The 15,089-nt window shown below is 43.2% G+C and carries 12 protein-coding genes; 11 read left to right on the top strand and 1 reads right to left on the bottom strand.

Annotated elements, in window-relative coordinates; genetic code table 11:
* The first annotated feature begins 237 nt into the window (after positions 1-237).
* From spoIVB to FZC78_RS06190, 3 genes are all read left to right on the top strand, one after another.
* Entirely contained in the window at positions 238-1,524 is a 1,287-nt protein-coding gene (gene spoIVB / locus FZC78_RS06200) for a SpoIVB peptidase (RefSeq protein WP_148938747.1), read from the top strand.
* Between the two features lie 439 nt (positions 1,525-1,963).
* Positions 1,964-2,743, top strand: a complete 780-nt coding sequence (spo0A, locus tag FZC78_RS06195; protein WP_148938746.1) for a sporulation transcription factor Spo0A — start codon at positions 1,964-1,966, stop codon at positions 2,741-2,743.
* A gap of 163 nt (positions 2,744-2,906) precedes the next feature.
* Positions 2,907-3,638: a glycerophosphodiester phosphodiesterase gene (locus FZC78_RS06190; RefSeq protein ID WP_148938745.1), complete on the top strand. Its 732-nt coding sequence runs from the start codon at positions 2,907-2,909 to the stop codon at positions 3,636-3,638.
* A 357-nt stretch (positions 3,639-3,995) separates the two neighbouring features.
* Here FZC78_RS06190 and FZC78_RS06185 read toward each other — a convergent pair whose 3' ends face one another.
* Positions 3,996-4,238: a DUF2627 domain-containing protein gene (locus FZC78_RS06185; RefSeq protein WP_148938744.1), complete on the bottom strand. Its 243-nt coding sequence runs from the start codon at positions 4,236-4,238 to the stop codon at positions 3,996-3,998.
* Between the two features lie 133 nt (positions 4,239-4,371).
* Between FZC78_RS06185 and FZC78_RS06180 the strand changes: the two genes are divergently transcribed.
* The 8 genes from FZC78_RS06180 to FZC78_RS06145 all read left to right on the top strand — a co-directional run bounded on the left by FZC78_RS06180 (position 4,372) and on the right by FZC78_RS06145 (position 14,997).
* A complete protein-coding gene (locus FZC78_RS06180; RefSeq protein ID WP_148938743.1) occupies positions 4,372-6,450 on the top strand; it encodes a sigma-54 interaction domain-containing protein in 2,079 nt (692 codons plus the stop codon).
* A 122-nt stretch (positions 6,451-6,572) separates the two neighbouring features.
* Positions 6,573-7,478, top strand: a complete 906-nt coding sequence (gene yqiS / locus FZC78_RS06175; protein WP_148938742.1) for a phosphate butyryltransferase — start codon at positions 6,573-6,575, stop codon at positions 7,476-7,478.
* Positions 7,479-7,705: 227 nt separating this feature from the next.
* Positions 7,706-8,800 carry a branched-chain amino acid dehydrogenase gene (gene bcd / locus FZC78_RS06170; protein ID WP_148938741.1) on the top strand — a complete coding sequence of 365 codons (1,095 nt, stop codon included), beginning with the start codon at positions 7,706-7,708 and terminating at the stop codon, positions 8,798-8,800.
* Positions 8,801-8,976: 176 nt separating this feature from the next.
* Positions 8,977-10,083, top strand: coding sequence for a butyrate kinase (buk, locus tag FZC78_RS06165; RefSeq protein ID WP_148938740.1), 1,107 nt, complete (start codon positions 8,977-8,979; stop codon positions 10,081-10,083).
* Positions 10,084-10,104: 21 nt separating this feature from the next.
* A complete protein-coding gene (gene lpdA / locus FZC78_RS06160; RefSeq protein ID WP_148938739.1) occupies positions 10,105-11,526 on the top strand; it encodes a dihydrolipoyl dehydrogenase in 1,422 nt (473 codons plus the stop codon).
* A gap of 104 nt (positions 11,527-11,630) precedes the next feature.
* Positions 11,631-12,629, top strand: coding sequence for a thiamine pyrophosphate-dependent dehydrogenase E1 component subunit alpha (locus tag FZC78_RS06155; protein ID WP_148938738.1), 999 nt, complete (start codon positions 11,631-11,633; stop codon positions 12,627-12,629).
* A gap of 13 nt (positions 12,630-12,642) precedes the next feature.
* Positions 12,643-13,626, top strand: a complete 984-nt coding sequence (locus FZC78_RS06150; protein WP_148938737.1) for an alpha-ketoacid dehydrogenase subunit beta — start codon at positions 12,643-12,645, stop codon at positions 13,624-13,626.
* Between the two features lie 42 nt (positions 13,627-13,668).
* On the top strand, positions 13,669-14,997 hold the full coding sequence (locus tag FZC78_RS06145) for a dihydrolipoamide acetyltransferase family protein (protein ID WP_148938736.1): 1,329 nt from the start codon (positions 13,669-13,671) through the stop codon (positions 14,995-14,997).
* The last annotated feature ends 92 nt before the right edge of the window (positions 14,998-15,089 follow it).

Genomic DNA, 15,089 nt, shown 5'->3' with positions numbered 1-15,089 from the left:
ACAACGGTTTTGGAGTTTTTTTATTTTCTTTGTATAGTTTTACTCGGGCTGTGTCAATTTAATCCTATTATGTCTGATGCACAAAGATTTATTCATCTTTTACAGCATTCCCACTGCTATCCAAAATGGGTAGCTTTTTTTACTGAACGGCTGTTATAAATGTTCTCTTTCAAGGCAAAATTAAAACTGTAGCCAAGAAGAAAGTGTGTGTGGATTAGAAGCGAGGAGAGTGAAAAAATGAATTCAGATATACTAAGGAAATTGATTGGTGGAATTCTCCTTGTTTCACTTTGCTTCATAGGTTTTTTGAAACCTGTTCAACAATATATCCAACTTCCCAATAAAATAGTCATGATGCAGGGTGAAGAAGTTATTCTTCCCAAGGCGGCACCTGTATCAGCGATGTCAGCTTCTCATTCGAAATTGGCACTGAAGGATACGACGGAAGCTTTAACGATTCAGGCTGATGCCGCCGGGAGAGAGGAAGTACTCCTTGAACTCGCTGGTGTTCCTATAAAGAAGGTTGATGTGGAAGTCATCAAGGACTTCAAAGTCATTCCGGGAGGGCAGTCCATTGGAGTGAAATTGAATACCTTGGGTGTACTGGTGGTAGGCCACCATTTGGTTCAGACGGAAGACGGCAAAGTATCCCCTGGTGAGAAGGCGGGAATACAAGTCGGAGATATGATTACGGAAATAAACGGCGAAAAGATTGAAGAGCTTGCAGATGTGGCACCTTTTGTTCAAGAAGCAGGTGAAAGTAAGGAAGCTTTAGATGTTATTGTCAGAAGGGATCAAGAAACGATACAAACTGAATTGAAACCTATGAAAGACAGCAATGAAAATTCCTATAAACTTGGACTATACATCCGTGATGCTGCCGCAGGAATCGGTACGATGACATTCTACGATCCAAAATCAAAAAAATACGGAGCGCTGGGCCATGTGATCTCCGATATGGATACCAAGAAGCCAATCGTTGTAGAAGATGGCGAAATCGTCCATAGTACCGTCACTTCAATCGAGAAGGGCAGCAACGGCAAGCCTGGAGAGAAACTGGCCAGGTTCACCGGAGATAAAGAAATAATCGGGGACATCACACGAAACAGCCCGTTTGGTATATTTGGAAAACTTAACAGAGATATCAAAAATGGAATGCTGGATAAAGCACTGCCGATTGCTCTGTCTCATCAAATCAAAGAAGGGCCAGCACAGATATTGACTGTGGTGGATGGAGAAGAAGTGGAGCTTTACGATATTGAAATCGTCAGCACCATTCCGCAAAAATTTCCTGCGACAAAAGGGATGGTCATCAAAGTGACTGACCCTGACCTCTTAGAGAAAACAGGAGGTATTGTACAGGGAATGAGCGGCAGTCCGATCATCCAGGACGGAAAGTTGATCGGTGCAGTGACACACGTATTTGTAAACGACCCAACTTCGGGGTATGGTGTTCACATTGAGTGGATGTTAAACGAAGCAGGAATCAATATTTATGAAGAAGGAAGAGAAAAAGCTAGTTGACAGGCGGGTGATACCGTCTGTTTTTTTGTTAAATAATAAGGGATTATGTGACGCCGCTTGAGAAATCATTAGTTAATGGGGCGTTTAACTGAGAAACGCACCAATAAAGTTGAAATCCAAAAGAAAATGGTACGATTAAACATGTGCGATACAGTAAGTCCTATAAAGGAGAGAAACCACACTAACGGTTTAAAAAGCAGGTTTTTCAATCAATATAATTCTGTTAAAATACAAATGTAAAGATTTTTCGACAAACCAATAAAGCTTATATCGAATCAGGTCGAAAATAAGAGAAATCTAAAGGAAATGCGAGTAAATATATTATTTTTCAAATTTTTTCAAAAAATAAGAGGATTTCTTATTGCTTTGTCGAAAATTTACTTTAGAATGAAAATAGAGATTGGATATGGAACATATCGGATTGAGGAGGAAAACTGTAGTGAATTCAATTAAAGTGTGTGTAGTAGATGATAATCGTGAGTTAGTTTCGTTACTTGAGGAGTATATTTCATCCCAAAATGACATGGAGGTCGTTGGGGTCGCTCATAATGGACAGGAATGCCTGGAAATGCTCGATGAGGTGGAGCCGGATGTTATTGTATTGGATATCATCATGCCGCATCTGGATGGCCTGGCAGTGCTTGAACGCATCAGGGAACGCAAAGTTATTCCTAATGTAATCATGCTGACGGCTTTCGGACAGGAAGACGTAACAAAGAAAGCTGTTGATTTAGGGGCTTCCTATTTTATTCTAAAGCCATTTGACATGGAAAATCTGGTCAGCCATATCCGTCAGGTAAGTGGAAAATCAAGTCCGATCTTCAGAAAATCATCTACGACACGATCTGCTGCAGAATCAAAGCCTAGGAATCTTGATGCCAACATTACAAGCATCATTCATGAAATCGGTGTTCCTGCCCATATCAAAGGATATCTTTATTTAAGAGAAGCCATATCCATGGTATACAAAGACATTGAGTTACTGGGTTCAATTACGAAAGTCCTGTATCCGGATATTGCCAAGAAATTCAACACGACCGCCAGCCGGGTGGAACGTGCTATCCGCCATGCCATCGAAGTTGCATGGAGCCGCGGAAATATTGATTCCATTTCGAATTTATTCGGATATACAGTAAGCATGAGTAAAGCTAAGCCTACTAACAGCGAGTTCATCGCGATGGTTGCCGATAAGCTTCGTTTGGAGCATAAAGCTTCTTGAAAGAGTGAGGATTAATAAAAGCACTTATACTTTATAAGGGTAAAGATAAACAACCTGGTAAATCATTTGGTTTACCAGGTTTTATTTTTCGTTAATGAGATAGAGGGTATGGACTGATAGAGGCCGATAACCTTTCAGCCATATGAAAAGGAGTTGTTTTATAATGACATTGATATTTGCACACCGTGGATCCGCAGGAACCCACCCCGAGAATACAATGGAAGCTTTTATGGAGGGAGAACGGGCGGGTGCTGATGGAATGGAGCTGGATGTTCAGCTTACTAAAGATGGTGAAGTTGTGGTGATTCATGATGAAACTGTGGACAGGACGACAAACGGAAAAGGTTTTATCAAGGATTTAACACTTAAAGAAATTAAAAAGCTGGATGCCAGTTTTAAATTTAAAAAGTTATTGCAAAAGGTGCGGATTCCGACTCTCAAGGAAGTTTTTGACTGGATGAAAACAAATGAAATGATTTGCAATATCGAATTAAAGAACGGAATCATTCCTTACCCTCAGCTTGAAGAAAAGGTATTGTCACTCATTGAGGAATATGGTTATCAAGACAGAACCATCATTTCTTCATTTAATCACTATTCAATTGTGCATTGTTACAGACTTAATCCAGAAGTCGAAATTGCCCCGCTGTACTCAAATGGCCTGTTCATGCCATGGGTATATGCCCAGTCGATAAATGCCAAGGCAATCCACCCTAACGTAAAGGTTGCGCCGGATGCACTGATCATTGACTCGATGAAGGCTGGAATTGCAGTGAGACCCTACACGATAAATAGTGAGGTACTCATCGAAAGGCTGTTTGCTATTCAGTGTTCAGCCATCATAACAGATTATCCTGAGAAAGCTGTTGAACTTAAAAAGTCAATGGGAGTGTAAGTACACAAACTGGATGGCCATCTTCAAGTTATGAATTTAAGGCGTAAATAAACTTATTCAGTAAAATATATGGCGTTTTAGTTTTAATACTTCATCATCCTTTCGAGGCAAATAAAAAAATCTATCCTCTAAAAAGGGTAGATTTTTTTGTGCGCGAAATTATTGAGTGACACCTAAGGGAGATAACTCTTAGCTGTGTAATTATCAGTTTCTGCGCGCGGGGGGTCATATCCAGATTGAAACGGACTCAGCCCCTCGGGGTCAAATAACCTCAAGAGAATAAAAGGGAAAACCGCCTTTTTTTCTCTTGAGAACATTTGCCTGTCGGGGCTGGTCAAGGCGCTTCCGCTTTTGTTCTTAAGATTTCCTGTCTCTGAAACGGTCCTGAACTTTATTTCTTTTTCGATCTCTATGAAGGATGAAGCCGGCGATGAAGCCCAAGCCCCCTAAGAAAAACAGCAGTCCCAGAACAAATTGCAGCCAAAGCGCCGGAAAAGGCGGTTGAAGGATTCCAAAAAGCATATCTCTCATCAATTTTATTCCCAATGCAGCCAGTGCTCCCGGGATCAGCATGATGATCAAAGCAATCAATCTTTGCATAGCTGTATTCTCCTCTAAATTTTGATTCAGGAGTCATTATATCATATAAGAAATTTGTCAACCAAAGGAAGTTGCGCTAAAATAAGAGAGTATGAAAGATATTGCAGTCTCAATACCAAGAGGTGGAAAGAACTTGCAAAAGGTTTTAGTAGTTGGTGGTGGAAAAGGCGGAATAGCGATTCTTAGAATTTTGGGGGAGACCTCAATGCTTGAAGTGGCAGCTGTTTGCGACCTGAATGAAGAGAGTCCGGGAATCCGATATGCAAAAGATAATGGAATATCCTTCGGAAATGACTGGAGAAATTTTCTCAATGAAGAAATAGATATCATTATAGAAGTCACAGGTGACCAGGCTGTATTCGAGGCCCTCAGAGAAGCCAGGGGGAAAAATGCTGTCGTCATTCCGGGAAGTGTAGCTTATTTGGTTGCTAAGCTTCTCAAGGAAAAAGAACATCTTATTGACGAAATGAAGTTTGGCAATTTCAAGCGAGATCTTATACTGAATTCTACTGGAGATGGGATGGTGGGGATTGATACCAGCGGAACCATCATTTTATTCAATAGAAGTGCTGAGAAAATGATTGGGACCGCTGCCGTGGATGCTTTGGGAAAACACATCTATGAAGTGATTCCCAAGAGTGAGCTGCCGCGTGTGCTTGAAACACAACGAAATGAAATCAATAAAGAGCTGGTTTTGGAGAATGGGTTAAAAATCATTACTAACAGAATTCCGATGATTACAGAAGAACAAGAGGTCATGGGAGCCTTTTCCGTGTTCAAAGATATTACGGACGTCGTTAATCTTGCAGAGGAAATTACCGACCTTAGAGAAATCCAGACCATGCTTCAAGCCATCATTCAATCAAGTGATGATGCCATATCGGTTGTGGATGAAGAGGGAAAAGGAATTTTGATTAACCCTGCCTATACAAGGATAACGGGTCTCACCGAGGAAGAAATCATCGGTAAACCGGCAACTGCTGACATATCTGAAGGGGAAAGTATTCATTTGAAGGTCCTTCAGACCAGGAGAGCTATAAGAGGAAGCAAGATGAGGGTCGGCCCCAACAAAAAAGAGGTCATTGTTAATGTTGCCCCCATTATTGTTGATGGAAAACTCAAAGGCAGTGTCGGTGTCATTCATGATGTATCGGAGATCCAGTCATTGACGAATGAATTGGACAGGGCCAGGCGGATTATCAGAACCCTGGAGGCCAAGTACTCTTTCGATGATATCGTTGGTGTTTCAGAAGAGATGAACCTGGCAGTCGAACAAGCGAAACTTGGTGCCAAGACACCTGCGACCGTTTTGCTCAGAGGGGAATCCGGAACGGGAAAAGAGTTGTTCGCCCATGCTATCCATAATGCCAGTGACAGGAAATATAATAAATTTATACGAGTGAATTGTGCTGCAATTTCGGAGAACCTTCTTGAAAGTGAACTTTTCGGTTATGAGGATGGCGCTTTCTCCGGAGCCAAGCGCGGAGGGAAGAAAGGGTTATTTGAAGAAGCGAATAACGGAAGTATCTTTCTGGACGAAATCGGTGAATTGAAAGCGGATACCCAGGCCAAGCTCCTGAGAGTTCTGCAGGAAAGTGAAATTGTAAGAGTCGGCGGAACGAAATCCATTAGTATAAATGTAAGGGTCATTGCGGCGACCAATGTGAACCTTGAAAAAGCGATCGCCATTAGAAGCTTCCGCGAAGATCTTTACTACAGGCTGAACAGAATGCCGATTCAGATCCCTCCTTTGCGGACCAGGAAAATTGATATTCCAACTTTATGCGAAGTGCTCATTCATAAAATCAACCAGGATTATGGGCGTAATGTTGAAGGGATCAAGCCTGCAGCCATGGCCAAGCTGATGGATTATCACTGGCCTGGTAATGTTAGGGAACTGGAAAATATTCTCGGTCGGGCGATAATATTCATGAAATACAATGAAACGACCATCGAACCGAAACATCTGCCTTTTTTAGAAAAAGCTCCAGAACGGAAGGATGCGGTAATCCTGCCTGCAGATCCAGATGGAAGTGACCTGGCATCCATGCTGGTTCAGTATGAAAAGAATATTATTAAAGAAGTTTTAGAGCATAATAAAGGCAATAAAACAGCTGCTGCCAAAGCACTGAATATTTCGGTGAGAAATTTGTATTATAAGCTGGAAAAACATAAAATTGAAGAGAATAGCATGCAAGATTTTGCAGACTGAGAAATATTTTGCGTGTAGGTTTTCTCTGAAGTGAAGCGTTTTCATGTTTTGATAGTTGGCATGATTCTTGCATGTATATTAAAGTGTGAAGGCTAGTTTTAGGAAAGGGGTTGAAACACCTAATGAAATTAGACAATTTAATAGAACAGGCAACCCAATTGAAAGACGCGACAGTTGCAGTGGCTGCCGCTGAAGATAAAGAAGTCCTGGAAGCTGTTTCTATGGCAGTGGAACGCTGTATGGCAAAATTCCTGCTATTTGGTGACTGTGAAAAAATAAATGAAATTTTGAAAGCTGTTTCACCAGAGCTTTTAGACAGTCCTGTTGTATCTGTTCTCCAAGCAGGCAGTGCGACAGAAGCTGCAGAATCAGCTGTGAAAGCTGTACGTAACAACGAGGCAAACGCTTTGATGAAAGGAAATATTTCCACCTCGGTGATTCTAAAAGCTGTATTGAATAAAGAATTCGGCTTAAGAACCGGCAGTGCCTTATCCCACGTAGCGGTTTTCGAGATTCCGGGATATGACAGGCTGACTGTTCTGACAGATGCAGGAATGAATATTGCCCCTGATCTTGAGCAGAAGGTCCAAATCATCAATAATTCCGTTGGGGTTGCCAGACGAATCGGCATCGAGAACCCGAAAGTGGTTCCGCTTGCTGCTGTTGAAGTGGTGAATCCATCCATGCAGGCAACAATGGATGCTGCGGTTCTTACCCAAATGAACAGAAGAGGGCAGATCAAAGGCTGTGTAGTGGATGGGCCGCTTGCACTTGATAATGCCGTTTCACTTGAAGCGGCGGAGCATAAAGGAATTCACAGCGAGGCTGCCGGCAAGGCTGATATTTTACTTGTTCCAAGTATTGAAACGGGTAATGCGCTATATAAATCACTTATTTATTTTGCAAAGGCAAAGGTGGGAGCAGTCATTGCAGGTGCAAAAGCGCCGATTGTCCTTACTTCAAGAGCAGACAGTGCCGAAAGCAAATTGTTTTCATTGGCATTGGCAATCTGTTCTGCCTCTAAATAAAAGGCTTTTTGCGCATATATTGTTGCTTACGGAAAAATCCCAAGAGCCGGATTTTTCCCTGGATACTTTGGGTTTGTCTCGAAGCGGGGAGCAGCTTTTTTCTTTCCTGAATACCAGGATATTTCCGGTAAGTGCTTGCGTGTTTTACAAAGTTTATATTAAATAGCAACAAAGTTTACGAAAAGAGCCAAATAAAACATAAAAACATACTCAGGGAGGAAACAAAAATGAAAATTTTTACTTATATGGAGAAATACGATTACGAGCAATTACTATTCTGCCAGGATGAAAACTCAGGATTGAAAGCGATCATCGGCATTCACGATACTACACTTGGACCTGCTCTTGGCGGTACCCGCATGTGGACCTATGATTCCGAAGAGGCAGCAATTGAAGATGCTCTTCGCCTTGCGAAAGGAATGACATACAAGAATGCGGCAGCAGGCCTTAATCTTGGGGGAGGAAAGACCGTTATCATCGGCGATCCCCGCAAAGATAAAAACGAAGAGATGTTCCGTGCATTCGGACGTTTCATACAAGGTTTGAACGGACGCTACATAACTGCAGAAGACGTGGGAACTACAGTGGCAGATATGGATCTTATCCATGAGGAAACGGATTATGTAACAGGTATCTCACCGGCTTTCGGTTCTTCTGGTAACCCTTCTCCAGTTACGGCATATGGAGTGTACCGCGGAATGAAAGCTGCTGCAAAGGAAGCTTTCGGAACAGATTCTCTTGAAGGTAAAACGATTGCCGTCCAAGGTGTAGGAAATGTTGCCTTCACACTTTGCCGCCACTTACATGAAGAGGGTGCAAAGCTGATTGTTACGGATATCAACAAAGAAGCTGTTCAGCGCGCGGTTGAAGAATTCGGTGCCAAAGCAGTAGACATCAATGAAATTTACAGTGTGGATTGTGATATTTATGCACCATGTGCATTGGGTGCAGTAATCAATGATGAAACAATCCCTCAGATAAAAGCAAAAGTAATTGCAGGTGCTGCAAACAATCAGCTGAAAGATACAGCACATGGTGACACTATTCACGAAATGGGTATTGTTTATGCCCCTGACTATGTAATCAATGCCGGCGGAGTAATCAATGTTGCAGACGAGCTTTATGGTTATAATCGTGACCGTGCAATGAAAAAGGTAGAGGGAATCTACAATAACGTTGAGCGTGTAATTGAAATTGCAAAACGTGACGGAATTCCAACATACCTTGCAGCTGACCGTATGGCTGAAGAGAGAATTGAAAGAAACCGCAAATCTCGAAGCCAATTTCTGCAAAACGGAAAGCATATCTTAAGCTACCGCTAAGCAGCAGGGAAAAACGCTTGGCTTCAGAGAGGCGAAGCGTTTCCCTGTTTGTAAGAGAACTTCTCAGGGCAGTTGATATTTTGCCCGCAATGAACAAGGGGTGCAGGAAGGAACAGATCTAGAAAAAGGGGCCACTAAAGAAGGGCATAAGCTTTTCTACACTGGAGGTAACAACATTGGAAGCGAAAGAACATCGAATTCTGGTCATCAATCCTGGTTCTACTTCTACAAAGATTGGTGTATTTGATAATGAAATCTCGATTTTTGAAAAGACATTAAGGCATGATGCTGAAAAAATAAATCAATTTGAAAGCATCATTGAACAATATCAGTTCAGAAAAGAAACAATTCTTGAAACTCTTGATGAAGAAGGCATCAATATTTCTAAGTTAAGTGCTGTTTGCGGGCGCGGCGGACTATTGAAGCCGATTCAAGGCGGTACCTATTCGGTCAATGAAGAAATGCTGAAGGACTTGCGCGAAGGATACTCAGGCCAGCATGCATCCAATCTGGGAGGCATTCTTGCCTATGAGATTGCGGAAGGTCTCAACATACCTTCTTACATCGTCGACCCGGTTGTAGTGGATGAGCTTGCACCGATTGCGAGGATCTCGGGTGTTTCCCTTATCGAGAGGAAAAGTATTTTTCATGCCCTTAACCAAAAAGCAGTTGCAAGAAGGGTTGCGAAAGACCTTAAAAAGAAATATGAGGACCTTAACCTGATTATCACACATATGGGCGGAGGTATTACCGTCGGAGTCCATAAGAATGGCAAGGTTATAGATGTGAATAACGGCCTTCACGGCGACGGCCCTTTCAGTCCTGAACGAGCGGGTACAGTTCCGGCCGGAGATTTGGTCGATCTGTGCTTCTCCGGAAATTATTATCGTGATGAAATCATGAAAAAACTTGTGGGACAAGGCGGGCTGGTTGGATACCTTGGAACCAATGATGCTGTCAAGGTAGAGAAGATGGTGGAAAAAGGGGACAAGAAAGCAAAGCTCGTATACGATGCTATGTCCTACCAAATTGCAAAAGAAATCGGATCCGCAAGTGCTGTGCTGGAGGGGAAAGTAGACGCGATTGTCCTGACCGGCGGTTTGGCTTACGGAAAAGATTTCGTTAAACAAATCAGCGAGAGAGTCAATTGGATAGCGGATGTCATCGTTCATGCGGGAGAAAATGAGCTTCAGGCGCTAGCCGAAGGAGCTTTGCGTGTATTGAAGGGTGAAGAGCAGGAAAAAGACTATCCAGGGAACGTGAAAACTAAAGCGACAGTGTAATATACAGGAGGAGGAATACCATTGGCTGAAGAGTATGATGTAGTCATCCTTGGGGGCGGTACAGGCGGGTATGTTGCTGCCATCCGTGCTTCACAATTAGGTTTGAAAACAGCTATTGTCGAAAAAGGAAAATTAGGCGGTACATGCCTGCATAAAGGCTGTATCCCTAGTAAAGCGCTTCTTCGCAGTGCCGAAGTGTATGCGACTGCGAAAGAGGCAGATACATTTGGAGTCATGATCAATGATGTAAAACTTGACTTCACACGTGTTCAGGAAAGAAAAGAAAAAATTGTTGAAGGGCTTCACAAAGGTGTCCAGCACTTAATGAAGCAAGGAAAGATTGACGTATTTGAAGGGATGGGCAGAATTCTCGGGCCTTCCATTTTCTCGCCTATGCCTGGAACAGTCTCTGTTGAAATGAATAATGGAGAAGAGAACCCAATGCTGATCCCTAAGAATGTCATCGTTGCTACAGGGTCCCGCCCGAGGACGCTGCCAGGTCTTGATATCGATGGTGAGTTTGTTCTTTCTTCTGATGAAGCACTTGAACTTGAGAAACTTCCTGAGTCCATGATTATCGTGGGCGGCGGTGTTATCGGAATTGAATGGGCTTCCATGCTTTCTGACTTTGGCGTGGATATCACTGTCATCGAATACGCTGACAGAATTGTTCCGACAGAGGATCACGAAATTTCCAAAGAAATGAAGCGTTTGATGAAGAAAAAAGGCGTCAAGATCATAACGGGTGCTAAGGTGCTTCCTGAAACCATTGAAAAAGACAGCGGTGTCAAAATCAAAGCTGAAATCAAAGGAGAGCAAAAAGATTTCTCTGCAGATCAGCTGCTGGTTTCAGTAGGACGACAGGCTAACACAGAAGGAATCGGTCTTGAAAATACTGATATCGTTGTAGAAAAAGGGTTCATCAAGGTCAACAAACATATGCAGACAAAAGAGTCTCATATCTATGCCATCGGTGATGTGATCGGCGGTCTTCAGCTGGCACACGTTGCCTCTCATGAAGGAATTTCAGCTGTTGAGCATATGGCCAATGAAAATCCTGAGCCGATTGATTACAGCCTTGTATCAAAATGTATCTACAGCAATCCAGAAATAGCGAGTGTAGGGCTGACTGAAAACGAAGCAAAAGAAGCAGGGCACAATTTGAAGGTCGGTAAGTTCTCTTTCCGCGCTATCGGGAAAGCGCTTGTATATGGAGAATCAGACGGCTTTGTCAAAATCATTGCTGACAAGGACACTAATGATATCCTTGGTGTTCATATGATAGGTCCTCACGTAACGGATATGATCTCCGAAGCAGGGCTTGCCAAGGTGCTCGATGCGACTCCGTGGGAAGTGGCGCACACGATCCACCCTCATCCATCGTTAAGTGAAGCAATTGGGGAAGCAGCATTAGCGGTTGACGGCAAAGCGATCCACTCTTAAGTTTGCAGAATATTTTTCCCGCATCCAATCAAGGATGTGAGCACATACAAGGGGAAGGAGAGCCAGCAGGTTCTCCCTCTATAAATGTTTGGGAGGTAAAATAAATGGCTGAAAATCGTCATGAAGCTCTTGGTCTATCCAATGAGAAGGTATTAGAAATGTATGAAACTATGTTAATGGCTCGTCGAATTGATGAACGGATGTGGTTGTTGAACCGTTCGGGTAAAATTCCTTTCGTTATTTCCTGCCAAGGCCAGGAAGCAGCACAAATAGGTGCAGCTTTTGCATTGGATCCAGAAAAAGATTATGCACTGCCTTACTACCGTGATATGGGAGTGGTCCTTACTTTCGGAATGACGGCAACAGAACTTATGCTTTCTGGTTTTGCAAAAGCAGAAGACCCTAACTCAGGCGGACGTCAGATGCCTGGTCACTTTGGACAAAAGAAAAATAATATCGTAACAGGTTCATCTCCGGTTACAACGCAAGTACCGCATGCTGTAGGTATCGCCCTTGCAGGGAAGATGGAGAAAAAGGATCTGGTTACATTCGTTACTTTCGGCGAAGGTTCATCCAACCAGGGTGACTTCCATGAAGGCGCTAACTTTGCGGGGGTACATAAGCTTCCAGTTATCTTCATGTGTGAAAATAATAAATATGCCATTTCAGTTCCTATCGAAAAGCAGCTGGCTTGTGAAAATGTTTCCGACCGTGCAATTGGATACGGTATGCCAGGTGTGACAGTAGATGGAAACGACCCTCTTGAAGTATACAAAGCGGTGAAGGAAGCAGCAGACCGCGGCCGCAGAGGCGAAGGCCCTACTTTAGTTGAAACAATTTCTTATCGTCTGACTCCTCACTCCTCAGATGATGATGATCGCAGCTACCGTTCTCCGGATGAAGTAGCTCAAGCGAAAACAAAAGATCCAATCATCACATTCGGTGCTTACTTGAAAGAAACAGGCGTTATGAATGATGAGCTCGAAAAAGAAATCAATGACCGTGTTATGAAAATTGTCAATGAAGCAACGGATTATGCTGAAAATGCACCATATCCAGAGCCTGAGAGCGCACTGAAACACGTGTACGCAGAAGAGAAGTAAGGGGGAATAATTCATGGCAGTAATTTCTTATATTGATGCAGTTACAATGGCAATACGTGAAGAAATGGAAAGAGACGAAAAAGTATTTGTTCTTGGTGAAGACGTCGGTAAAAAAGGCGGAGTGTTCGGTGCAACAAGAGGTCTTTATGATCAATTTGGCGAAGATCGTGTCCTGGATACACCGCTTGCCGAATCTGCTATTGCTGGTGTTGGAATCGGTGCGGCAATGTACGGTATGCGCCCAATCGCAGAAATGCAGTTCGCTGACTTCATCATGCCTGCAGTGAATCAGATTATCTCTGAAGCATCACGCATCCGTTACCGTTCCAATAATGACTGGAGCTGTCCTATGGTCATCCGTGCCCCTTATGGCGGCGGTGTCCATGGAGCGCTTTATCACTCTCAGTCGGTCGAAGCAGTATTTGCTAACCAGCCTGGACTGAAAATTGTCATGCCTTCTACACCATATGATGTGAAAGGACTGCTGAAAGCAGCCATCCGTGATGAAGATCCTGTTATGTTCTTTGAACACAAGCGTGCTTACCGATTGATCAAAGGTGAAGTTCCTGATGATGATTACGTTCTTCCAATTGGAAAAGCAGATGTTAAGCGTAAAGGTGAAGACTTGACTGTCATCACTTACGGACTATGTGTCCATTTCGCTCAACAAGCTGCTGAAAGACTTGCTGAAGACGGCATCGAAGCAGAAATCCTTGACCTTAGAACCATCTATCCATTGGATAAAGAAGCGATCATGGAAGCAGCTTCCAAAACAGGTAAAGTACTTCTTCTTACAGAAGACAATAAAGAAGGAAGCATTATGGGTGAAGTGGCGGCCATCATTTCCGAGAACTGCCTGTTTGACCTTGATGCTCCTATCATGCGACTGGCGGGACCTGATGTTCCTGCAATGCCATATTCACCTACAATGGAGAAATACTTCATGGTGAATCCGGATAAAGTTGAAAAAGCAATGCGTGAATTAGCCGAATTTTAATATATAGATACTAAACAAAATGCAGTTAAGGAGGGTTCCTCTTTGGGTATTGAAAAAATGAAAATGCCTCAGCTCGGGGAAAGTGTTACAGAAGGTACAATCAGCAAATGGCTTGTAAGTACTGGAGACCACGTTAACAAATATGACCCGATTGCCGAAGTGAATACAGATAAAGTCAATGCGGAAGTGCCATCTTCATTTACAGGAACAATCAAAGAATTGATCGCTGAAGAAGGAGACACTTTGGAAGTAGGCGAAATTATCTGCTCTATTGAAGTGGAGGGCGGCGGTTCAGCTGAAGAAGCTCCAGCCCAACAAGATCCTGTAAGTGATTCTGCTCCTCAGGAAGAAAAGACAGAAGCTAAGAAACCTGTAAAGAAAGCTGAAAAAGGCGAGGGCAAAGTCCGCTTTTCTCCAGCGGTCCTGAGGTTGTCCCAGGAACATGATATTGATCTTGATCAAGTTGAAGGTTCTGGAAGAGAAGGAAGAATCACTCGTAAAGACCTTCAAAAGCTGATTGACTCAGGAAATATCCCTAAAGCCGGCGATGCCAAAGCATCTGCACCTGCGAAGGAAGAACCTAAGCAATCTCCTGTTGAGGAAGCACCAGCACCTGCTGCCGCAGCTCCTGCCAAAGCAGCTGCAGCACCTAACGTACCGGTTATGCCTGGCGATATCGAAATTCCTGTCACAGGAATCAGAAAAGCAATTGCGTCCAATATGCTTCGCAGCAAACATGAAGCGCCGCATGCTTGGACGATGATGGAAATCGATGCTACAAACCTTGTGGATTACCGCAGCAAGATCAAAGGTGAATTCAAACAGCGTGAAGGCTACAACCTTACTTTCTTTGCTTTCTTTGTAAAAGCAGTAGCACAGGCTCTTAAAGAATTCCCAATGATCAACTCAATGTGGGCAGGGGACAAAATCATCCAGAAGAAAGACATCAATATCTCAATCGCCGTGGCGACAGATGATGCTCTTTTCGTTCCAGTCATCAAAAATGCGGATGAAAAAACAATCAAAGGCATTGCCCGCGAAATCACTGAGCTTGCAGGGAAAGTCAGAAGCGGCAAGCTGAAATCAGAAGATATGCAAGGCGGAACATTCACAGTGAACAACACAGGTTCATTCGGGTCTGTTCAATCAATGGGGATTATTAACTACCCTCAAGCTGCCATCCTGCAGGTTGAATCAATTGTTAAGCGCCCAGTTGTCATGGACAATGGCATGATCGCCGTAAGAGACATGGTGAACCTATGTATGTCACTTGATCACCGTGTACTGGACGGATTGGTATGCGGACGCTTCTTGCAGCGCGTTAAAGAAATCATTGAGAACATTTCAAAAGAGAATACATCTATCTATTAATAGAAGTAAAAACCGGTTTGCCTAGTGCAGACCGGTTTTTTAGTAAGCTTTACCCCTTTAAAGCGAGAAAAGGGACAGTCCCTCTAGCACAG

This window comes from Rossellomorea vietnamensis, assembly GCF_008180415.1.
In the GTDB taxonomy this organism is placed as follows: domain Bacteria; phylum Bacillota; class Bacilli; order Bacillales; family Bacillaceae_B; genus Rossellomorea; species Rossellomorea vietnamensis_C.
Note: the sequence above shows the minus strand (reverse complement) of the source record. Positions and strands in the feature narration are given on the sequence as shown.